This is a genomic window from Halorubrum rutilum (genome assembly GCF_042665015.1).
Classification (GTDB): domain Archaea; phylum Halobacteriota; class Halobacteria; order Halobacteriales; family Haloferacaceae; genus Halorubrum; species Halorubrum rutilum.
In genome coordinates, this window is record NZ_JBHTBL010000032.1 from 18,044 (window position 1) to 38,902 (window position 20,859).

General features: G+C 55.6%; 20 protein-coding genes. 13 read left to right on the forward strand and 7 right to left on the reverse strand.

Annotation, left to right across the window (positions count from 1 at the left end; genetic code table 11):
* The 9 genes from ACFQMF_RS16065 (at window position 1) to ACFQMF_RS16105 (ending at window position 7,317) form a co-directional block, all read left to right on the forward strand.
* A complete protein-coding gene (locus ACFQMF_RS16065; RefSeq protein ID WP_256409742.1) occupies window positions 1-387 on the forward strand; it encodes a hypothetical protein in 387 nt (128 codons plus the stop codon).
* A complete protein-coding gene (locus ACFQMF_RS16070) occupies window positions 384-1,472 on the forward strand; it encodes a DUF917 domain-containing protein (protein WP_256409743.1) in 1,089 nt (362 codons plus the stop codon). Before ACFQMF_RS16065 ends, ACFQMF_RS16070 begins: the two co-directional genes overlap by 4 nt.
* A gap of 2 nt (window positions 1,473-1,474) precedes the next feature.
* Window positions 1,475-2,392, forward strand: coding sequence for a DUF1177 domain-containing protein (locus ACFQMF_RS16075; RefSeq protein ID WP_256409744.1), 918 nt, complete (start codon window positions 1,475-1,477; stop codon window positions 2,390-2,392).
* Window positions 2,389-3,048, forward strand: a complete 660-nt coding sequence (locus ACFQMF_RS16080) for an AroM family protein (protein ID WP_256409745.1) — start codon at window positions 2,389-2,391, stop codon at window positions 3,046-3,048. Before ACFQMF_RS16075 ends, ACFQMF_RS16080 begins: the two co-directional genes overlap by 4 nt.
* On the forward strand, window positions 3,048-3,995 hold the full coding sequence (locus ACFQMF_RS16085; RefSeq protein WP_256409746.1) for an aminopeptidase: 948 nt from the start codon (window positions 3,048-3,050) through the stop codon (window positions 3,993-3,995). The genes ACFQMF_RS16080 and ACFQMF_RS16085 overlap by 1 nt, the downstream gene beginning before the upstream one ends.
* Window positions 3,996-4,013: 18 nt before the next feature.
* The gene (locus tag ACFQMF_RS16090) at window positions 4,014-4,889 is read left to right on the forward strand and encodes a nitroreductase family protein (protein WP_256409747.1); all 876 of its coding nucleotides are present in this window, start codon (window positions 4,014-4,016) and stop codon (window positions 4,887-4,889) included.
* Window positions 4,886-5,569, forward strand: a complete 684-nt coding sequence (locus ACFQMF_RS16095) for an aspartate/glutamate racemase family protein (RefSeq protein WP_256409748.1) — start codon at window positions 4,886-4,888, stop codon at window positions 5,567-5,569. Before ACFQMF_RS16090 ends, ACFQMF_RS16095 begins: the two co-directional genes overlap by 4 nt.
* Complete coding sequence (locus ACFQMF_RS16100) at window positions 5,566-6,633, forward strand: succinylglutamate desuccinylase/aspartoacylase family protein (RefSeq protein WP_256409749.1); 1,068 nt, start codon at window positions 5,566-5,568, stop codon at window positions 6,631-6,633. Before ACFQMF_RS16095 ends, ACFQMF_RS16100 begins: the two co-directional genes overlap by 4 nt.
* Before the next feature lie 141 nt (window positions 6,634-6,774).
* Window positions 6,775-7,317, forward strand: coding sequence for an Lrp/AsnC family transcriptional regulator (locus tag ACFQMF_RS16105; RefSeq protein ID WP_256409750.1), 543 nt, complete (start codon window positions 6,775-6,777; stop codon window positions 7,315-7,317).
* Between the two features lie 503 nt (window positions 7,318-7,820).
* On the opposite strand, the gene ACFQMF_RS16110 is transcribed toward ACFQMF_RS16105, so the two are convergent.
* Entirely contained in the window at window positions 7,821-7,958 is a 138-nt protein-coding gene (locus ACFQMF_RS16110; protein ID WP_256409751.1) for a hypothetical protein, read from the reverse strand.
* Window positions 7,959-8,301: 343 nt separating this feature from the next.
* Here ACFQMF_RS16110 and ACFQMF_RS16115 point away from each other — a divergent pair, with 343 nt between their 5' ends.
* On the forward strand, window positions 8,302-8,766 hold the full coding sequence (locus ACFQMF_RS16115) for a hypothetical protein (RefSeq protein ID WP_256409752.1): 465 nt from the start codon (window positions 8,302-8,304) through the stop codon (window positions 8,764-8,766).
* 5 nt (window positions 8,767-8,771) lie between these two features.
* Here the strand turns inward: ACFQMF_RS16115 and ACFQMF_RS16120 are convergent, their stop codons facing one another.
* The 4 genes from ACFQMF_RS16120 to ACFQMF_RS16345 all read right to left on the reverse strand — a co-directional run bounded on the left by ACFQMF_RS16120 (window position 8,772) and on the right by ACFQMF_RS16345 (window position 15,461).
* A complete protein-coding gene (locus ACFQMF_RS16120) occupies window positions 8,772-9,986 on the reverse strand; it encodes a hypothetical protein (RefSeq protein WP_256409753.1) in 1,215 nt (404 codons plus the stop codon).
* A 580-nt stretch (window positions 9,987-10,566) separates the two neighbouring features.
* Complete coding sequence (locus ACFQMF_RS16125) at window positions 10,567-11,313, reverse strand: hypothetical protein (protein WP_256409755.1); 747 nt, start codon at window positions 11,311-11,313, stop codon at window positions 10,567-10,569.
* The gene (locus ACFQMF_RS16130; RefSeq protein ID WP_256409756.1) at window positions 11,310-14,702 is read right to left on the reverse strand and encodes an Eco57I restriction-modification methylase domain-containing protein; all 3,393 of its coding nucleotides are present in this window, start codon (window positions 14,700-14,702) and stop codon (window positions 11,310-11,312) included. The genes ACFQMF_RS16125 and ACFQMF_RS16130 overlap by 4 nt, the downstream gene beginning before the upstream one ends.
* A gap of 210 nt (window positions 14,703-14,912) precedes the next feature.
* Window positions 14,913-15,461, reverse strand: coding sequence for a hypothetical protein (locus ACFQMF_RS16345; protein ID WP_256409757.1), 549 nt, complete (start codon window positions 15,459-15,461; stop codon window positions 14,913-14,915).
* A 158-nt stretch (window positions 15,462-15,619) separates the two neighbouring features.
* Here ACFQMF_RS16345 and ACFQMF_RS16135 point away from each other — a divergent pair, with 158 nt between their 5' ends.
* Together ACFQMF_RS16135 and ACFQMF_RS16140 are read left to right on the forward strand one after the other, a co-directional pair.
* Window positions 15,620-16,432: a uracil-DNA glycosylase family protein gene (locus tag ACFQMF_RS16135; protein ID WP_256409758.1), complete on the forward strand. Its 813-nt coding sequence runs from the start codon at window positions 15,620-15,622 to the stop codon at window positions 16,430-16,432.
* A gap of 1,254 nt (window positions 16,433-17,686) precedes the next feature.
* A complete protein-coding gene (locus ACFQMF_RS16140; RefSeq protein WP_256409759.1) occupies window positions 17,687-19,489 on the forward strand; it encodes a sensor histidine kinase in 1,803 nt (600 codons plus the stop codon).
* Between the two features lie 127 nt (window positions 19,490-19,616).
* Here the strand turns inward: ACFQMF_RS16140 and ACFQMF_RS16350 are convergent, their stop codons facing one another.
* Together ACFQMF_RS16350 and ACFQMF_RS16145 are read right to left on the reverse strand one after the other, a co-directional pair.
* Entirely contained in the window at window positions 19,617-19,784 is a 168-nt protein-coding gene (locus ACFQMF_RS16350) for a DUF7987 family protein (protein WP_465261794.1), read from the reverse strand.
* A gap of 360 nt (window positions 19,785-20,144) precedes the next feature.
* Window positions 20,145-20,351 carry a hypothetical protein gene (locus ACFQMF_RS16145; RefSeq protein ID WP_256409760.1) on the reverse strand — a complete coding sequence of 69 codons (207 nt, stop codon included), beginning with the start codon at window positions 20,349-20,351 and terminating at the stop codon, window positions 20,145-20,147.
* Between the two features lie 169 nt (window positions 20,352-20,520).
* Between ACFQMF_RS16145 and ACFQMF_RS16355 the strand changes: the two genes are divergently transcribed.
* Window positions 20,521-20,850: a DUF8153 family protein gene (locus ACFQMF_RS16355; RefSeq protein WP_465261795.1), complete on the forward strand. Its 330-nt coding sequence runs from the start codon at window positions 20,521-20,523 to the stop codon at window positions 20,848-20,850.
* Window positions 20,851-20,859: the final 9 nt, after the last annotated feature.

Consider the following 20,859-nt stretch of genomic DNA (forward strand, 5'->3'; position numbering starts at 1 on the left):
ATGTCTGAGGATTCCTCTCGAATCAAGACACTTCGACGGGCTCGCCAGCGGCAACCCTGGACAGTCGAGCTGCTTATTGAATCGGCGGCTGATCCGATGAAATTCAAGGAACGTACACCGGCCTGTGCAGCCTGTCCGCAGCCCTGCGAGGCCGACGAGGTGTGTGCGACGGCAGTAGGAAAGGCAGGTAACCTCTTCGAGTCGATGGGCCGCGACCAGGCGTATTACTTGGTGGAGAACGGCATGAAGCGATTGCGAACACGAGACGACGCCACGCTCCGGACCGTTGAGCGTGAGCGGCCAAACACGTTCCTAGCGCTTGATAACGAGCGCATCGGCGAGACGGCATCGAAAAACAAGCAACCGACAAAATCCAACGACAAATGAACGACAATAATCACACAGAGATCACCGATGAGTGGGTTGAACACGTAGCGGTCGGCGGGGCGATCCTCGGCGGCGGGGGCGGTGGCTCGCTCGATGAAGGTATCGAGTTCGGCGAATTGGCGGTCGAGTATGGCAGCCCGACACTACGTCCAATATCCGAATTGGACCCCTCCGAGGTAGTTTTGACTGTCAGCGGTGTCGGCGCCCCAGCGGCGACTGACAGCCACGTCAAGCCGGCTGACTACGTGCAGGCTGTCGAGTTGGTGATGAACCGGATCGCCGAGCGTGGTCGATCAGTCGGCGCGCTAATGACCAACGAAATGGGTGGGTTCGCTAGCGTCAACGGATTGCTGCAGTCGGCCGTGACTGGGCTCCCACTAGTGGATGCGGCGTGTAACGGCCGCGCACATCCAACAGGGCCAATGGGGTCGATCGGACTGTCAAGCGACGAGACTGTGTTACAGGCCGGTGTCGGGGGCGAGCCCGACACTGGACGGCGCCACGAACTGGTCGTGGAGGCCCACCTTTCGTCCGCAGCGGACACAATCCGTCAAATAGCTGAGGCGGCCGGAGGCCTAGTTGCGGTCGCGCGTAATCCCGTCCCGGCGGAGTACGCCGAGTCTAATGCTGCGCTCTCGGTGTACGACCAGGCAAAAACGCTCGGTCAGGCAGTTCAGACAGCACGTGACGGCGAGACCGCCGCTGCAGAGGTAGCGTCACTGCTGGACGGCGAAGTAGCAATCACTGGGACCGTTGACTCACGGGAACTGGAGACAGCTGGCGGATTCGACATCGGGACTGTCGTCGTCGACGACCACGAGCTCACATTCTGGAACGAGTATATGACCTTCAGCCGTGATGGTGAGCGGCTCGCAACGTTCCCCGACCTGATCACAACGCTGGACACAGACACCGGCGAGCCGATATCGACTGCCGAAATTGCAGAAGGCCAGTCAGTCACAGTTGTACTGGCGCCGGCATCGTCGCTGGCACTCGGCGCTGGAATGGACGACCCTGGGTTGTTCGAACCCGTCGAAGAGGCTGTCGGGCAACCGGTCGTCGAACACGCGTTCCCGGAGGTGTAACCATGTTTGAGCGAATACAGCGCGCCTACGATGTGCTTGACCACCCCGATGCGGACGGCGAGGCCGTCTGCTCGGAATTAAAAGGGACCGGTGTCGATGTGGATGTGACGACCATCGAGGGCAAAGAAGGAACAACTGACTTCGTAAAAATAGTTGTCCCGGGTGAGGATCCAGACGCAAACACGCTCGGTGTCATCGGGAGGCTGGGTGGCGCGGGAGCCCGTCCCGAGGAGATCGGAATGGTATCGGACGCCGACGGTGCGATCGTCGCGCTTGCGACGGCGTTTCAGCTCGCGGAGATGCATGCCCGCGGTGATGTGCTTGCAGGTGACGTACGCATCGCGACCCACGTCTGTCCGGATGCTCCAACCCAGGCTCACGATCCGGTTCCGTTCATGGGGAGCCCCGTAGATATGGCCACAATGAATGAACACGAGGTTGATGGCGAAATGGATGCGGTGCTATCAGTCGACGCCACGAAAGGTAACCGGGTCCACTGCGAACGCGGGTTCGCGCTAACTCCGACAATTAAACAAGGGTGGATCCTCCGTCCGAGCGAGACTCTTCTCGACGCCCAAGAGCGGGTTACGGGTGAGCCCCCGAGGACGCTCACGCTGACGGCCCAAGATATCACACCCTATGGGAATGATGTCCACCATATCAACAGCATCCTCCAGCCTGCAACCGCAACAGACGCGCCAGTGGTGGGCGTTGCCACGACAAGCGTGAATCCAGTTCCCGGTTCTGGCACCGGAGCAAACTATCTCCCTGAGATCGCCGAAGCCACCGGATTCGTCGTCGAGACGGCGAAAGACTTCACGCGCGGACGTGCCTCATTCTACGATGAGGCAGAGTTCGACCGCCTGAAGTCGCTATACGGCTCAATGGACCATCTTCAGACAATGGGTGAGAGCCGATGACAAAGCTTGGACTGCTCACTATTGGCCAGGCGCCTCGGGATGACATCACTCCCGACATCAAGGCCCAACTCCCCGAGCACGTCGAGGTTATCGAAGCGGGCGCGCTTGACCGGTTCGACTCCGCTAAAGAGATCGAGGAGGCGGCAGGAGCCCACGATGGCGAGCCGGTATTTGTCACGAAACTCCGAGACGGCTCGTCGGTCACCATCGACCGGGCTGCAACAATCGGATTGATGCAAGAGCGGATTCAGGAGCTCGCGGCGGATGTCTCCACTATCGGGGTCCTCTGTACGGGAGCATTCCCTACATTCAACGTTGACGTCCCGGTACTGGAGCCCAGCAAGCTGCTACACGCCTGGACGTCTGGCATCGTCGATGACGGTACGGTCGGCGTACTCGTGCCCGAGCCCGAACAAGTACTCCAGACCCGCAAGAAGTGGGCGGAATTTGACCTGGTCACCGCTTCCGGGTCGCCTTACGTTGATGAGGATGAGGTCAGTCCCGCTGCCGAGGCGCTAGGAACCGATGTCGATCTCGTCGTGATGGACTGTATGGGATACACTCCTGAAATGAAGGATCAGGTCCGGACGACGACTGGTGCGGGGGTCTTACTCGGCCGGTCAGTACTCTGGAAGACTTCCACGGAGGTGCTGTGATGGCGGACCTTCGAGCAGTCGCACGGCGAGTTCTCTCAGAGAATATGGGAGCTGTTGCTGATGAGTCGTTGGTGGTCGTGACTGACACCGACAAGCGAGAGATTGGACGAGCACTATTCGAAGCCGGCGCTGACCTTGATCTCGAAGTCGGAATTATTGAGACGCCGCCGATGGAACGTAGCGGGATGGAACCCCCGGCGTTCGTCGCCGCGGCCATGCGGGAGGCCGATATTGTAGTGGCACCAACGAGCGCGTCACTAACTCATACGCGTGCTCGAGAGGCTGCGACGGAGACAGGCGCTCGCGTCGCCACAATGCCGGGCATCACCGAGCGTATGTTCGGCGAGGGTGCAATTACCGCCGACTATGATGAGGTCGAGCGGCTGACAGCCGCGCTCGCCGACCGGCTGACTGCAGCTGATGAAGCCCGTATCGAGACCGGTAAAGAGGTACTGAAAATGTCGTTGACTGACCGCAAGGGAATTCCCAGTGACGGTCTGATCCGCAAACCGGGTGAGTCAGGAAATCTCCCCTCCGGTGAAGGGTATATTGCCCCAGTTGAGGATACTGCAGAGGGCGCTATCGCGTTTGACGGCGGCCTCGTCGGTGTCGGTGCGCTCGACGAACCTGTTATTGTCCGGATTGAGTCGGGATCGGTTACATCTGTTGAGGGGCCGTCGGCCGAACAGTTTCTTGAGGCAACCGCCGGAGACGACTGCGCTCGCCAGGTCGGCGAACTCGGTCTCGGGACGAACCCAGCTGCGGAGATCATCGGGACTGTCCTTGAGGATGAAAAAGTCTATGGGACATGTCACGTAGCATTCGGGGACAACCACGGGTTTGGAGGGACGATCGAGTGTGATTCCCATGTCGACGGGATTGCACTAGAACCCGACGTTTACCTCGACGACGAACTCGTTGTTACCGGTGGTGAGGTGGTTGTGTGACCGACTGTGAGGTAACAGATGACCGATAGCGATAGTGACAGTAGATACACTGACCGCCCAGCGCTACACGGAGAGGAATCACAGGTGACAGACCTGACGCGGTGGCTTGCAGGGCGGGCGACAGTCCGTGATTTTGACCCTAGTGCAGAGATTCCAGACGAGGAGGTCCGCGAAATGGTTGACGCCGGGCGGAAGGCCCCAACCAGCGGGACGGTACAGATGTACAGCTTCGTGTGGATCCGCGAGCAATCACTGCGTGAGCGCATCCATGAGTTGTGCGACCGCGGAAGCAAGCAGATTGAGGAAGCGAGCCACTTCCTGCTGGTATGCATTGACCTGCGGCGGGTCCGGCTGCTGTTGGAACACCGTGACCGCGAGTTCCGCATCGTACCTGGGATGGGGATGCTTGAGGGAGCAATCGACGCCTCACTGGCGGCGATGACAACGATGACAGCCGCCGAGAGCCAAGGATACGGAATCTGTCCAATCGGGAACATCCTGAATGGTCTCCCCCAAGCTGCGGCAGCTGTCGACCTCCCGTCGGGTGTCCTCCCAATCTACGGGCTCTGTATTGGCGTCCCAGCCCACGGTGAGGCCAAAGAGAACGCCCCGCGGCTCCCGCTCGAGGCAGTTCTTCACGAGGGAGAGTATCAAGATCCTCCACCAGAACTACTTGAAGCCTCCCACGACGCGATGGACGAAATGTACGGTGACAGTGTCTACGGAGACTCCGATCGAGAGTGGTACGGGACTCTCGAGCGCTACTGGGGGCCTGACGGTTTCATGAATCGTCGCGAAGAGACGTTGTTTGCCGCCCTGCGCCAGCAGGGCTTCTTCGCGGCCCGCGGCATAGACGAACCGGCAGAAAAGAACGAAGATACTGCAGATACATGACCAAACAAAATCAAATCGAGATGGGTGTCCTCCGCGTGCTGACGCTGGAGGACCCTGAAGACGTATCGCTACATGGACGCGTGATCGAACAGCAGTTCCCCCATATCTCGACGACATCACGGTGTATTCCTGACCATCCGGAAGGGATTCCGTCTGTCGAGGCTGAAGAGGAGGCGCTACCATACATCAAGGGACTAGGACGGGAAATGGCGACTGACGTCGACGTGCTAACGATCAGCTGCGCGCTCGACCCTGCAGTGTCAACACTCGATAATGAGGTGGACGTGCCAGTTGTCGGTGCGGGCGCCAGCGTTGCGGCGATTGCGATTGCCCGGGGTGAAACTGTCGGGACGCTCGGCCTTGAGAGCGGGACACCTCCGATAGTTCGCAATCTACTGGGTGACCGTTTAGGGGCCACCGAGACTGTTGAAGGCGCGGAAACAACCAACTATCTCACGACCAAGGAAGGGCAGACAGAGATCCGGACAGCGATTAAGCGGCTAGCCGACGCCGGTTGCGACGTAGTCGCGCCCAGCTGCACCGGGCTGACGACCTCAGGCGTGCTGGGTGACATCGGGTCGTCCTTCGAAATTCCAGTTGTCGACCCCGTACTCGCGATGGCTGCGGTCGGTACCACGACGGTGCTGCCAATCACGACAGCCTCGGAGGTAGAAGCATGAGCGATGCCGTCAAGGTCGGCGACGTCAGCGCGGAACCAGGGACCCGCGAGCAGGGGTACATCGAAGGTGTCGAGCTAACGACTGGCGACAGTATCAACATCCCTGTGGTTGTTCTTAATGGTTCCAAAGAGGGACCGACTGCGCTCTTGTTCTCGACCCAGCACGGCAAGGAACTCCAGGGAACAGCTGTCACTCACGAAATGATCCACGAGCGGCTCTCGCCAGACGAGGTAGCAGGTACGGTGATCGCCATCCCCGTTGCTAACCCGCTGGCATTTATGCATGCGACCTACCGGTCGTGGATCGACAATCGAGATGTCGGCTATGTCAACGTCGAGAATACAGAAGGTAACACCACTGAACGCCTCGCTAGCGCTATCTGGGAGAACGCTTGGAGTAAGGCCGATATCGTCGTGAACTATCACTGTAACGACCACCCAGATTCACTGTATTTCCAGATCATCGAGCCGACCGAAGAGACGGAGGCTGACGTTGAGCGGGCTGCCGAGGCGTTCGGTATCACGACGGTTCGAAAGGACAATATTGTCGAATCTGGTCCCGGACCGATTGGTGCTGACCGTGTCCCGACATTAAGTAATAAAGGTGCAGCAGAGGGCATCCCCGAGCTCATGGTGGAGTTCATCAACGGCCGGTATCTTGACGAGACGAGCCTCCGGGTTGGGGTGGATGGCACCCTCAATGTGCTGCGGGAGTTTGACCTCCTAGAAGGGGAACCCTCGGAAGGCCCTCAAGAGGATATCACGCTGGTTCCGTGTCAGTACACTGGTGGCCATGGTGTCAATCGTGCCCACGGAATGGTCCGCAATGACAGCGGCGGAATCCTTTATCCGCGCCAACCGACGGGAGAGTTTGTCGCCGAAGGAGAGACCGTCGCCGACATCGTTGATCTCCACGGTAACCACGTGGAGTCAGTCAAAATGCCTGTTGACGGCTACCTCTGGGCGTACGCCGGCTCCCAACAGTTCGCCACGTCAGGTGGAATGCAGACCATCGAATCTGGCGGAAAAGTTGTTTACGCGTTTACACACGAGGAGAATGTGTAGCCGTACCACTCATAGAACATACAGCCGACAGATCATTAGTGTCTGGCAGAAAGCCAGTAGAACAATCAGTGTCTAAGACGGAGTAACTTTTTGTCAAGTTGCTGTAAGAAAGCTATTAATTGAGGCTAAAGAATACAAGGTATGGATATTGAAATGCCGGAACCAAAGGAGTGGATTGAGGACCCCCAAGTCGTCGAACTGCTGGAAGAGACGATGGATCACAAGGATTATTTGATTTTTCGTGAGCTGAATGAGGACGGCCGGCTATCGGACACAGAGCTGGCTGAGCGAGTTGGTCTCTCTCGGACTGCTGCACGACGGCGGCGGAAAAACCTCCAAGATGATGGGATCCTCGAGATCTTCGCATTGCTTGTATTCAAGAAGGCTGACTATACCTACGCGGAAGTTCACATCTCCTACTCGACGGATGTCAGCCAAAGGCAGATAGAAGAGTTCATTAAGGGCTTTCTCAACGATGGTCTTGTCTACGAGGTGGCCGAAGTGGTCGGCGAACATGATCTTATGATCCGTGTCTGGGAATCCTCGCTTAATGAGCTCAACGCTCATGTACGGGAATATCTCCAGAACAATGATGTTGTCGACTCTTATACACTTGTCCCAATTACAAACTCCTACAAGATGTTCCACCGAGATTTCTACTCGAACGGTGTCGACGACGAATAACACAATATCGGTGACGCACCATACCGCGTTGGGTCGAGAATAAGTGTGAAGTGGTTACTGATGTGATTTGGGAAATAATTGGTACAAATATCGGCGTAAACGAACACTATTGACCGGTTCGCTCTGTTGGAATTGGAAACAACCTTGTCCGGAGTTCGCGCTCTGTATTTAGCATAGCCTCTCCAAACTATCAGCATCTGAGGATATCAACAGAGCTGCCACGGTCGATGTTGGCTGTGACGAGTGTTCTAGAGGTATCGATAAAGAGCAAGACAGCTGATCACCTGCCGATATCGGGTGGCTATAGTAGCTGCTCAACACCGTCGTAATTCCTCATGTAACTCTTGCTTCCCGGTGTTATCTATATGTCACATAAGGAGTTGATATCGGACGTCGTGCGAACGAAACCGAAAACGCCCGTTGCGGGTTTGTCGTGCTACCGAGTGGGAGGAATTAGCGCAATAATCACGACCACAGATGCTACTCGATAGTTGCTTCTTCCATTATCTCAATCTCCTCGTCAGTGAGTCCGTACAACTCGTAGCGATCTCGTCGATCAGGTCGTCTATCTTTGTGATCTTCTTGTCAAACTCCTCGGCAAGCTCGACCGTCTGGAGGTAGTTCTCTATGTTGCCGGCCACGTCGTCGACATCGGAAACTTGCCCGCCTTCAGCCGGTCGACGAGCGAATTCATCTAAGTTGCCGTCTCGCGGACGTTCACGAATCCGGTAGCTTCGTCAGCGAAACCATGATCGCACTGCTCGTCGCCGCCGCCTCCGGTTATCAGGTGCTTCGGTAAGTGGAAGATAGGTATTCGTAGACCGTGTTTTGGTGGTCAGTTAGTAAAACCCGCTCTCCAAGGTCTCTAATGGATATAATTCGGGTATTGTATCTATCTTCTTTATACCTCCCTTCTGCGAACAAGAAACAGTTACCGTTGCGGTCGGGATTTACGTTCTTCCCCTGAGAGACGTTTATCAAGCCATGAGCGGGCAACTCGATACCGATCCGGCGGTCGCCAGACGAGAGCCACATGAGGAACCCGTCACCAATTACGATTCGAAGAGCGTGATACTACGGGCCGAACGCCACGATCGGATCAGAGTCGAGAACACCGTAACGAATATCTCGCCGGGTCAGTCGATTCCCGACGATCTAACGGTGGTGAAGCGGACGTCGACGTATTTCGGCCCGAAATTAGTCATGGAATCGGCGGGTTCGAACTATCTACTCACGGCACCGGGGCCCGACTCACAGCTGGTCCTCTGGCACACGAGCGAAGGCCCTGACGGATTCAGAAACGAGTGGGCAAAGTTGGCCGAAGTAACTGTGGCGTTCGAAGAGGACCAACCACAGTACGATCTCTGTCCCGTCTGTGGCGAGCTGATGAAAACGCTTGAACACGAGCGCGAAGCCGCCTTCGGCTCGTGTCTGGACACCGACTCCTAAACCGCTTAGAAGTCGTCGAGACCGGACTGTTCCAAGCCCGAATCGAAGTCGCCTCGGATCCGTTGGAACGAAGCCGTGGTCGACGGCGTCACGCCCTTTTTCTCAGCGAGGTATTCCACCAGATTGCCGTCCTCGATTTCGGGGTGGAGTTCGCCGGCTGCTAGGGCCTTTTGTTCGGCGTTGACGACCTTCTGAAGCCGGTTCAGTGTGTTCTTCGGAGACCGTCGACAGCGCTCAACCACGTGTTCGGCATCGAGCGACGAATCTTCGGGGAACACTTCGGAGAGTTCGTCAAGCGGAATGTCGCGGTAGATCCACCCGTCTTTATCGAACAGTTTGAACGTGATCGTGTCCTCACCGGATTTGGCTTCGGCGTCCTCATATGCCGACGGAGGCATCCGAGGACTCACGTGTGAGCCGCCGATGATGTCGAGGCCCATTCCCAGACCGGCGAAGTCCGCCGCCGGGCGACCTCCAAGACTGTCGTCCCGATCGCCCGGATCAAGGTTGATCCCGTAGAAGAGGACGCTCTCCTCGATGCCCCTTCGTGCGATCGAGTTCATCATCGGACGGACGATGTCGACCTTCGCGTTCGCAGTGATCCGCGTCCGGTCGAAGTTGAGGCAGAACGCACGCACCTGCTCTCGCCCGTACACATCCATCAACTCCGTCGTGTATTCGTGGCCGAGGATCGGAACAACGCCCATCACGGGCATTTTCGGAGCGGCTCGGTCGGCCACGTCCAAGAACGTCTTGACGCTCTCGAGATAGGACCGGAAGGCCGGATCTGAAACCCCGTTTTCGGAGTCGACAGTCCGAGCCAACTCCGGCATCAGAGGCACCGTCATCACATCGGAGAAGGAGGCGATAACATCGCACAGGTACTCGGCTTCGCTCTCCGAGATCGGCGTGGTCAGATCGTAAGAGATGAACGCGATCGTCAGTTCATCTTCTCGTGTCTTGTTGTAACCTCTCTGGAGACTCTTGACGATCGCGTCTTCACCTCCTCGAAGGGCCTGCGTGAGGGTCTGCCCGTTGACCGAGCGGTGAAGCTCGTTCACACCCCGAGCGTTCTCCTGAACGGACTCGTGTTCGCGGGTCTTTTTGATGTCGATAGCAACCGTGGGAGTGTCGACGGTTACCTCTCCAACCTCTACTCGGCGTAGAGGGGCGAGGATGTCGTCGCCGAACGACTCCGTTTTGACTTTGATCTGGCTCACTTATCGAGGCGAGTGAGTTCCACGGAGGTGCGTTCCCAGATCACCTGATGGAATCGTGGCCCTACTTAACGGCTGTCGGAACGTGTTCATTTTCGCCGGCCTACTGAACACTAAGTGTCGTCCGATCCACCTCTCGGACGCGAAGCGGGTAGGACAGCAGGCGCGACAGAGAGTCGTGGCCGGTGGTGCGGCCGTGACCGACTCAGCGCCACACGTTCTTTCGTGATACATTACGTGTGTAATTCTGGACACGTGCGGGATATGGATAAGGGTTCGGGGGCCGGAGTGAAAGTGAACTAAACAGCGCCAACATCGATTCTTTCTCCCGATTTCGAGTTGGTGAGACGGGGTGTTGAGACTCCATTTCGGAAGTTACAGACACCCGGATATCACACAGGCTGCTCGACGACCTTGATCTACTCGTCGAGTTCTTCCGGCGCGCTCGACCGTCCGGAGGTAGTTCTCTAGGTCGCCGGCCACGTCGTCGACGTCGGGCAACTCGATCGCCTTCAGCCGGTCAACCCGCGAGTTTGTTTTTGTTACCGCCTCACGGAAGTTCGCGAAGCTGATCTTGTCTTGGTCAGTTTTCCCCGAACACCGATTTGACGTATTTCGGTAGGTTGGTCGCAGCGAAGGCGGGCACAAACTCCTCGGCTAAGAGTTCACGCTCGTCTGACGCTCCCGACGAGAAGTCCCCCTCAATTACATCTCTACGGCTCGCGACCTTTCTGATGACAGGGGATATATCGATCTTGGGATTGTGACTCATCGCTTCGCCCGTATGAATGTCTTTCATCCACAGTGTCCATCGGAATCCGTCAGTTCCGATTCCCACTAGGTACCGCTGCTTGGTATCGCGAAGGTACTTACAGAACGCGTCCTCTTCCAGATACTCTCGAATATCCTCACTCGCGTGTGTTTTCGCACCAGTCATTCGCTCCCGGTTTACCGCCTTCGCCTCAACGATACACACGATAGCCGGGTCGATGTTTTTCAGTAGATAGTCGGGCTGTTTCGGCTCGACTTTCCGATACGTTATTGGCTGGCGGATGAAGTGCGGCCCAGTTCCGTCGTATTCCGCTGAGGAGGAACTTAGGTATCCAAGTCCGTGGAGAACGGGTCCAATGAGATACTGCTCTGTGAAGACTTCTGGTGCCTGTTCAACGCGTGCTCCTGAGAACTTCTTCGGACTACGAAAGAGTTCACTGAGCTGCCCAGCCTCTCCGAGCTCTCGGAACTTCTGTGGGAACACCTCTAACTGTCTCCTGACCTTCCCCGCGATCTCGTCGTCCTCGGTTAGGGAGGCCAGAGACTGGTTTTCGCTCACTCTTTTACAGCCTCCTCAACGATCTCGATCTCCTCGTCGGTGAGTCCGTATAGTTCGTACACAATCTCGTCGATAAGCTCGTCCGTCTGCTCGATCTTCGCATCGAGCTCCTCGGTGCGCTCCTTCGTCTGTAGGTAGTTCTCCAAGTCGTCGGCCACGTCGTTGACGTCGGGCAGTTCGATCGCCTTCAGTCGGTCTATCAGCGAGTTCGTCTTCGTCGCCGTCTCGCGGAAGTTCGCGAAGCCCCCCGCCTCGTCGACGGCGACCGGAACAAAGTGCTCGATCAGGTCCGCCTCCCGCTCCGTGAGGTCCGTGATCCGGAACGCCGGCAGGGACTCCGTCTCCGTGTAGCCCCACTGGTCCGTCTCGTGCGCGTCCTCGTCGTCGGGCTTGTAGCGAGCGGTTGCCTCTATGAGAACGGTGTTGGGGGACTCGCGATCGACGCGGGCGGTGCCGATGCGGAGGTTCTCGAGATCTTCGCTTGTTTTCGATACTGCGGTTCTACTGGAACTATTTGTTGGTTGAATTAGACCGTAGTCTTGGATGCTCTTGTTGAACTCAGGGGATCCTAGATGTTGAATCAAATCTGTATTCAGGTCTCTCCTGTTCCGCTTATACGATTTTATTAGTTGTGCCAGCGCTGACAGTTTCACATACGGATGAGACGACTCCTCAATATCGCGAATACTTGAGATAGAGTGCTCTTCATTTACAATATCATCCTCATCTAGTTTTTTGACGGGTAGTTGGCGAATATCTTCAGGATAAACATCAGTATATGATCCCTGGAGAGTACCCGTTGCTAAGAATTTAGAGAAATAATATCCGACGACTGATGAGTTGGCTAGCGCATTAAGAAACCGCACGTTGTACTGTTCCGCATATTCGTACTGTTCGTGATCTGATGGCCCCCTGTGAGATTCCATCTCTTCTGACCATGGGACCGCATGTGCAGCCCTCTGTGCAGTATAATATGAATCATAGTCATAACATGAAACAAGACGGTTATTAGAATCACTAATCCTCCGGAAGATCACCTTTCTATTCTCAAATAATTCTGGGTATTTCGGGCGATGGAAGTGCTGTCTTTTTGAGTCGTAGTCGATGTACTTCCCATCCCACTGAAGAGAATATCGCTGAATGTTTTTACCTTCCAGATACGGCTTAAATCCCGGCCCTTCCTGAGTATCAGACAGTATATCTTCTTTGTTAAAGTCTAATTCACTATCTGCTGCACTATGCGCGACAATTCCCGGATTGACACAACATATCGAGCCTAATGAGGTAGAAATATTATCCAACTTATCTTTTAGCTCCATGTCTTCTGGGGAGATATCTAGTCTAAATGAAGTATTGTTGTAGGTCAAGAAGATCTCTTGATCAATATTGAACTCACTATTGAATACTGGCTGATTGTATCGAACGATTTCAGTAGTACCAGTCGAGGGTTCTTTACAAGCTACGTAAATAACACATTGACGGTCAACCGACTTGAAGACAGAATATTCTCCAAAGTCAACGAGTGCGTGAATATTTGTTTCTCTGACCAAGTGATTCCGGATATCTCTTGCGTATTTTTCTGTTTTGACAGAGCTGGGAAGAATATATGAATGATATCCCCCATGCCGCGTCAATTCTAGAGCCTTGTAACTAAATATCACATACAGATCCCAATGGCCTACCGTGGGCTCCGGATATAGCTCCTCATACGTTCTTGGCGTAATTGGACTATTCTCGGTCAATTCCCAGTTCGAAACATACGGCGGATTTCCGACAACCGCGTCAAACCCGGCCTCTGCCATCTTCTCGCCTTCCGAATCGAAGAACACCTCGGGGAACTCCAGTTCCCAGTGGAAGAAGTCCTGTTCGTCTGCCGTTGCCTGTGCCGCCGTGAACCAGTCTTCCTCGCGAATCTCGGCCCAATCGTCCTCGTCCTCGATCGCACCGGCCATCTGCTCGTACGAGCCCTCAGGCACGTCACAGCCGAACTCCTCGGCGGTGTGGACGTTCGCCAGCTCGAAGAGGCGCGTGTAGAGGGGGTCGTCGCGGATCTCGTCGTACAGCTCCTCCATCGACTTCACATCCTCCAGCGTCTCGTTGTCGTACGCGAGCAGATCCGCCATCAACTCCATCACGTGTTCGAGCGTGTCTTGCCGGACGCGCGCAAACGCCTGCGTCAGCGTGAGCTGGCCACTATCATCATCGTCGCCGCCGTCCTCGGAGAGCACCTCCGTGATGTCGCTGCCGACGAGCGAGTTGCCCGTCTTCAGGTGGTGATCGAGAAACGCCAATGGCTGGTCTGCCGCCAACGTTTCCAGCCACATCGACAGCTTCGACAACTCGACCGCCATCCCGTTCAGATCGACCCCGTAGATGCACTCTTTCGAAATCTCTCGTCGGATATACTGCTCGTCGTACGACTGGATCTCCTGCTCGCGAACGACCTCCATCACCTGCTCGGTGAGGTAGCCGGTTGCCTTCGTCAGGAAGTGGCCTGAGCCCATCGCGGGATCGAGGATTGTGAGGTCCTTCACCTCCTGCCAGAACTCCGCGAAGTACTCTCTATCACTCGGTTCGAGCCCCTGCTCGCGGAGCTTCTCGTCGATCTCGTCGATCAGCGGATCCACCGTCTCCTCAACGATGTAGGTGACCACGTAGTCCGGCGTGTAGTACGCCCCTGTCGCCTTACGCTCGCCTTCGTCGTTGACGACGTATAGCCCACCTTCCTCGACGATCTCGACCGCTTCTGCGGCCGTGACCTCGGAGGCGGGCTTCCACACCTGTCCGCCGTCCTCTGAGACTGCTGCAACGCCCTCCGCGTCCGCGATCCGGAACTCGTGTTCGAGCAGCCCCTCGTAGATCGAGCCAAGGTGTCGCGTGTCCAGATCGGCGTAGTCCGCCGGCACGTGCTCGCCCTCGTCGTTCTCGGTCGTCGACAGCCAGTAGATGACCTCGGCGATGTACGGGTCCTTCACCTCGTACTCATTAAGGAATGCGTGGTCCTCGCGACTGAACAGTCCCCCATTGTACGGCGGAATGTCGAGCGAGTCCTCGCCTTCGTCGATCAGCTCGAACAGCTCTGAGAGCCGCCCCCAAATGGACGATGAGAACCGGCTGTACTCCTCGGTGAACGCCTCGCCAGACTCCACGTCCATATCCTCGACGTCGTCGAGAATCTCCTCACGCTTCGATTCGAGGCTGAAGTACTCGTGGTACTCCTCGCTCGCGTCCGGGTCATCAGGGTCGATCAGGCCACGCGACTCCGCGTACAGCACGAACATCAGCCGATAGAGGAGAACCAGCGACTGCTCTTTCAGTTCGTCGCGATTGATGTCGCCGTCGTCGCCCACGTCGAGGTCGTTCGACTCGACGAATCCCTTCCCGAGCACTCGCAGTGCCCGGAATACGTTGTCCTGAAGATCTTCGCCAAGTTCCTGTGCAGCTGTCTCCGATTCGGTCCAGACGTCGTCGAGGAACGAACTCCCTGCGTGCTCGACGAACGCCTCTGGTCGGAAGAACGCGAAAAAGTACTTGAACGCCTCCAGATCCCCGCTCTCTAGAATCTCCGGCAGATCGACTTCGTAGTAGGTCTGTGTCTCTTAGTCTTTGGTCCCGTAGAGCCGCCATTTCTTTCCGTCGGTGAGCACACCCCACTTCAGATCGCTCGGCGTCCGTTCGAGGTAGTACTTGATCTGATGTGAGGCGTCACGGTAGGAGCGCTGCTCGGCGAATCGTTGCTCGAAGTCTGCGTCCCACTGTTTGGCTTCGAGGATCGCCGACGCCCGTGAGAACAGCCCTTCATGATCGCCGTCGCGGGCGCGCTTCGCCCCCTCTCGACGCACATCGTCGTTCTCGAAGAGCAGCCGGTCAACGTAGCCCCCGCCGTCCGGGAGCGTCACCTCGGAACTCGTACCATGCCCGAGGATGTCGACCACCTCGGCGATCCACGTGTCGATCAGTTCGTCTTCGTTGTAGGAGGGTAAGAGGGCGCCCTCCTTGTTCCAGAGATCACGGATCTGCTCGAAGGCTTTCTCGGCTTCCTCGTCACAGTCCCACGCGTCTAAATCTCCGACGCGCTCGTCGAGATAGTAGCCAGAGAAGAGGTTGGAGTTCCGGTAGGGACCACTCCCGAGCGTCGCTTGGCTCATTGAATATCAAACCCACACGTCAGCGCGATTAAATAGATGACGGAGCGATTACCAACGCTGGATCGTTCTGATGGAGAGCGAAGGTGATGGTATTCAGATCGTTTACGACTCAGTTCACCCGAAGTATCAATTAGTCCGCTAGAGACCATTCGATACAAATGGACGAAACGACCGCTCGTAAACTCCTCTCGGAGATCGACGAGCCAACGGAGCCGACGCTCCGAGAGCTACAGCAGACGGCCACCCGTAGCGTCGAGACGGTCTTCTCGGACGCTGGTTTTCCTACCCGAGAGGAGGTCAGCCGGCGGCTCTCATACACGTTCTACTACGACTGGGAGACTGACGATCCGGACATCGTCCTCCTCGTTCAGGATCCCGGGAACCTCCACGAACGTCACCTGTCAGAATTGCGTCCGCAGAACCCACTCGCCGGCGAATGTTCGGCTCGCGATCAGATCGGCGTCTACCGCGAGTTTGTCAAGAGCTGGCTGACCGGGCGGAACGCCGACTTCTCGGAGCGTTTTTTCGAGACGCTCGCCCGCCACGATCTCATTTCGCTCCCGAACGGCTGGCACCAGTACGTCGACTCCGGACAGTTCTATCGAGACTTCTACCTCGGCGACGTCGTGAAGTACCGCGTCGACGGTTTCGGAGTTGCCGCCGAGCGCGCCTCGTATCAACACCTCCTCAAGCAAGAACTCCGAGCGTTGGATCCGGATCTTGTGATCACCTTTGGGGGAAACGCGTGGCCGGCACTCCGACGCTCGACTGCACCCGAACCCGTCGTGGATACCGACGCCGACCCGGAGAGCATTATGTCCATCCATGGGACACTCCACCGAATCTCCGATCCGGTCGACACCCACGTACTCCCACTGGCTCACATGAGTGGACAGGTCTGGTGGCGGTTCCCACCCGACGAGTACATCTCGCGACTCAGCGAGGCGCTTGAACTTCTCGAACGCCAGTAGCGAAAACGACGGAGCGTGACACGCATCGTCTCGATATGAGATAGCAACTCTACAGATTGTGGGCAGTCACGAGTTTGGGCGGATTACATGTCGAGATAGGGGCCGCAAACCCGAAACGTGGTACTACGCCCGATCGTCCGACAATCAACACGGCTATCGCTCCCAAATCGGCGGCTATCGTACCCATTCGTCAGCTGTGGAGAGGCTCTTGTTTCATTTAGTGAAATGGGTGTCGGCTTAGTAATATTGTGACAGATTGGCGTGCAGGATGGAGTGTGCGTCTCTTACACGGGACACCACCCGTTTTCGAGTGAGCAGATTGCTCAGTACAGCACACACGTAACGCAAATGTCTGTGGCGGTGTAGCCGTTTAGTATGGAGCAGTACAGAACCCTCACGTACCCTGATTGGGGTCTAATAGGTGTCATTACCGTCGTCGCAGTGCTGTGGCAGCTTTCCATCGGTAATTCGTTCACGTCAAGAGCCACCAGCGCAGTGCTGGCTGGCGGACTCAGTCTCGCAATCAGTATGCGCTTGGCTCGGTGGTATCGCAAGCGATGACCACGCAACCACACTGAGCAGCTAATTCATCGGGATCGGTGCGAAATCGACGATGGGCGACGTGCTGACCACACCCTCTGTATCGGCCACGCTCTTATTGACAGCTATCGGGTAGTTTGTTGATTCCGTGCTGAATAGAGAGCGCAAGTGTGGTACGAACCGAGCCTGCTCTCCGGGAGGGAACGATCGGTCAGTATAGTACATCAAGATATTAGTCAAATCGGATACGACAAGTCTGCTGGAATGAATTATCAGGATACCCTAAAATATATCATATCTCTATTTGTTCTAGTTATCGGTGTAATAATCCTTACTAACCCGGTATTAGGCTACTCACAGTTACTTCCGGGGAATATATTTGAATTGATATTTGGAGGGCTTCTCTTAGCTAGCGGCCTGTTGCTATACCAAGTTGGGACTAGCACGGAGTGAAACTGTGCACGTCTATTGATTGGCTAATTCACCCGACTGACGTGAAAGCAACGACGACCAACTGCTGACTTCAACCTCTGTATCCAGCACGCGGTTATTGTCAGTTTCTGAGGACTTCAATAGAGCCGGGGTGTTGTGTTCTATTAAACTACTGAGATAATTCATAACACTCTGAGAATTTTAGCAGGGTCAAACAGAACTGTCTCGTGTCGTTTCAATACCGCAAACTATCTACTGTACCGCTCTCAGTGTAGAGTGCCGATGTGGATTGGGCTTATACACCTCACGCTCGGTATTACTCTGTTTCTCCTGACTGGAGAAACAGCCAGACGGTCTGATGGAGTGGGGTCACGAAGCTTTCTTGCCACGACAGCGGGACTGGGACTGTGGGCCGTCACGGGTGGTATCTATTACCTCATCGTAGAATTTTATGGAATGCGGTCGCCCGACGGCATCATCAGATTCGCTGTACTGGAGTCGGTGTCACCGGTGGTCGAAGTTGGTTTCTATGTATCGATGATCCTCGACTCAGCGTTGCAGACGCTGGTTCCGTGGGCATACGCTCTGTTTGTTTTGGTGTATACGACCCGAACGGACCGTAGCGAGCAGCGGTTACTCTTCGTACTTGCGTTGTTTGCTCTATTGTACGCCGCCGGAACCGCATACGTTACACTGATATCGCTGGCACCTTCAGTCCTGCCGGCCGGCCTTCGCGCGGCAGTGTCAGACGCGTTCGTCACTTTCTTGCAGTTTGCTGTGACTGTCTCGCTATTCGTAACGGGGGCGCTGGTATTGCTCGCTCTCGGGCAATTGTGGCGGACTCTGTATCAGTACGAGTTCGTCTCAAAACGATTGACATTGTCCGTTGCAGTTATCGTTCCGCCGGTATGGCTCGCCGAGGGCTTCCTTGTAGGAGTAACTGAGACCCCAGTGTTGAGGGCGGCTGTCCCCGTTCCATTCCTCGGGCTCTCAGTTGTTGGCGTATGGCTTGCCGTCACTCAACTCGGGTTGTTCGATGAGTTGCCAGCGGCCTCAGCGGTCGCTCGTCGGGACATCGTTGCGGGGATGGCCGACGCTGCAATCGCTGTTACGGACGAACAGCGTGTCGTCGATTGGAATGGTGCTGCAGTGTCGCTGTTCGATCAGAAGTACGAGACGGTCGTTGGGGACTCACTCACGACGGCAATGCCGGACACGTTCGATATCGAAGCGTTACTCACGGGCGAGCAAAGGACGTGTCAGCTACCACAGAGCGATCGGCTCTTGGAGGCATCAGCGGGTCAAATCACCGACGGGGATGGCCGCGTATTGGGCCACACGCTGACGTTTCGCGATATCACGGCCCGTCGACGAAACGCCCGTCGCGCAGAAGTGCTTAATCGCGTTCTCCGGCACAACCTTCGGAACAAGGTCGACGTGACGACGGCGCATCTACAACAACTGAACGACGAGGATTGTTCTGAGAACCCCAGTGAGACGGTGGCAGCGGTTCGCGAACACTTGTCGGATTTGCGCAACCTCGGGACGACTGCCCGTGAAATCGAGTCGGTGCTACAGGCAGACCAATGTGGTAAAGAACACCCTGTTGAGGAACTCACTCATCGGGCTATCGAGGCTGTCCCGCAAGCACACTGTGTAACCGAGCAGCAGACGTGTGATCCTGAACCAGCGTCTATCCCCGTTGTCACGGACATTCCATCAGTGATGACGAGCGCGAATCAAGAGATACTCATTCCGGTTATCCGTGAACTGGTGTCAAACGCGGTTGAACATGGTGGGAGCACTCCGGACCCATGTGTGACGGTGCGAGCGGTTGAAACCGCCCAAACCAACCAACCCGAGGAGTGGCGGATCGAGGTCACCGATACCGGACCGGGAATCAACGAGCACGAAATGAGGGTGTTTGAGCAGGCCAAAGAGACAAAACTGCACCACGGTAGCGGCTTGGGACTTTGGCTGGTCTGGTGGGGTGTTGATCGACTCGGTGGTGAAGTATGGTTCGACGTAGACGGCGGAACAACGGTCACTCTCGCGCTTCCGGTGTCGCTGTTTGAGTGTGATTGACCGTCCGCGATTCGTAATAGATGTGTACCGGCTTATCTAACATATTGAATGCTAAAGGTTGTAATCATATACTTAGGTAGTGTATATAACAGTTCGCGCTGTAGCTTGAGAAGTTTCGATTTCTTGATTAGCTGTCGAGGTACTTGTTGATGAGCAGAGGTGCGACAACACCCACTAACATCAGAAGAGCGTGCCTCATTTTGTCAGAAATTTTAGTAAAACGGCCCGCGGCTGCGTAGAGAATCAGTCCCGCAAACAAAGAGACCACTCGTATTTTGTTTTCTCGTTGAACCATACTCAACTTTGGAGCAGACTACACAAAAATCTGAATGATTTCTTCAATAAAGCAATGAGTGCCCTACTCATACGTCCACCGTACGGGAGACCCCACAGCAGTAGCTTGAGACTGAATATATTAAGATGCTGTACAGACCCTCTAAGTCTTGCACTAGCCGACCCCCCAGCTCCTGAGTACGCTCTTCTGTAGGAGATTGTTGATTCAGTTCTTTTGAAACTGGTGGGGATGAGTAATGACCGGCGGACCGTTCAGATAGCTAATTCTCATCTCGGTCGCTTGATGCCAAAATCGCAAGACAACACTTCATCAACAATGTGCTATACATGAGTGTATGTTGAATATAATGTGAAGTTTCAATTATTGGAACCACGAGATTACTGAGCCAGCCAAGAGGAACAGACCGACAGTGATCAACGCTCCACCTGCCCACAGCGACTCGTCGATCATGAGCACGCCGGCTGCTGTCGCCACGGCCCCGATCACAAATGCAAGGATCTTCCATACGCTATTTGGAATGAATTCGACGACAGCATCAAGAAGCAACCCAAGAATTTCATCTATCATGGTTCGGTAGTGTATAGTGGGTGAGTGTATTTCTGACTAAGAAGTTGGGCACTATCTCAGAATGAGCAAACAGAGCCTGCGGTTAGCTGCTACCAGAATATATTCACTCCGCGCTCACGGAAATGCTAGTGTCGATGCTATCTTATTCTCACCGGCTGTAGATTGCGATATGCGTCCCGCCCTCCGATATGCGGTTTCGATAGGTGTTGGACTGGCTGTATCGATTCCGGTCGGGGAGTTGGCTTCGGGAGACTGGCTTATCACGATCTCGCTGATACCGCTCTATGCAACTACAACATCGATGGGTATCGCGCATCGCGAGCGGTGGATGCAATCCAATGATGATTCTCCGTCAAGATTGGGGGCCGCTGTTGGCGGGGTTGGCGCACTCACCGGGGGCGCACTTATCCGGACGTCGATACCAGCCGCTACCGCTGGATTCGGGTTGCTATTGCTCGGTATGGCGGCAGCCATCGCAATGGTTGATAAACGTGGATGATTCTCATTA

Excerpts from the sequence above, each read along its gene's own strand:
- ACFQMF_RS16145 (WP_256409760.1), bottom strand. The coding sequence starts at position 20,351 with ATGATAGATGAAATTCTTGGGTTGCTTCTTGATGCTGTCGTCGAATTC.
- ACFQMF_RS16135 (WP_256409758.1), top strand. The coding sequence starts at position 15,620 with ATGGACGAAACGACCGCTCGTAAACTCCTCTCGGAGATCGACGAGCCA.
- ACFQMF_RS16100 (WP_256409749.1), top strand. The coding sequence starts at position 5,566 with ATGAGCGATGCCGTCAAGGTCGGCGACGTCAGCGCGGAACCAGGGACC.
- ACFQMF_RS16350 (WP_465261794.1), bottom strand. The coding sequence starts at position 19,784 with ATGGTTCAACGAGAAAACAAAATACGAGTGGTCTCTTTGTTTGCGGGA.
- ACFQMF_RS16090 (WP_256409747.1), top strand. The coding sequence starts at position 4,014 with ATGACCGATAGCGATAGTGACAGTAGATACACTGACCGCCCAGCGCTA.
- ACFQMF_RS16065 (WP_256409742.1), top strand. The coding sequence starts at position 1 with ATGTCTGAGGATTCCTCTCGAATCAAGACACTTCGACGGGCTCGCCAG.
- ACFQMF_RS16105 (WP_256409750.1), top strand. The coding sequence starts at position 6,775 with ATGGATATTGAAATGCCGGAACCAAAGGAGTGGATTGAGGACCCCCAA.
- ACFQMF_RS16085 (WP_256409746.1), top strand. The coding sequence starts at position 3,048 with ATGGCGGACCTTCGAGCAGTCGCACGGCGAGTTCTCTCAGAGAATATG.
- ACFQMF_RS16075 (WP_256409744.1), top strand. The coding sequence starts at position 1,475 with ATGTTTGAGCGAATACAGCGCGCCTACGATGTGCTTGACCACCCCGAT.
- ACFQMF_RS16070 (WP_256409743.1), top strand. The coding sequence starts at position 384 with ATGAACGACAATAATCACACAGAGATCACCGATGAGTGGGTTGAACAC.
- ACFQMF_RS16080 (WP_256409745.1), top strand. The coding sequence starts at position 2,389 with ATGACAAAGCTTGGACTGCTCACTATTGGCCAGGCGCCTCGGGATGAC.
- ACFQMF_RS16115 (WP_256409752.1), top strand. The coding sequence starts at position 8,302 with ATGAGCGGGCAACTCGATACCGATCCGGCGGTCGCCAGACGAGAGCCA.
- ACFQMF_RS16095 (WP_256409748.1), top strand. The coding sequence starts at position 4,886 with ATGACCAAACAAAATCAAATCGAGATGGGTGTCCTCCGCGTGCTGACG.
- ACFQMF_RS16355 (WP_465261795.1), top strand. The coding sequence starts at position 20,521 with ATGCGTCCCGCCCTCCGATATGCGGTTTCGATAGGTGTTGGACTGGCT.
- ACFQMF_RS16140 (WP_256409759.1), top strand. The coding sequence starts at position 17,687 with ATGTGGATTGGGCTTATACACCTCACGCTCGGTATTACTCTGTTTCTC.
- ACFQMF_RS16345 (WP_256409757.1), bottom strand. The coding sequence starts at position 15,461 with ATGAGCCAAGCGACGCTCGGGAGTGGTCCCTACCGGAACTCCAACCTC.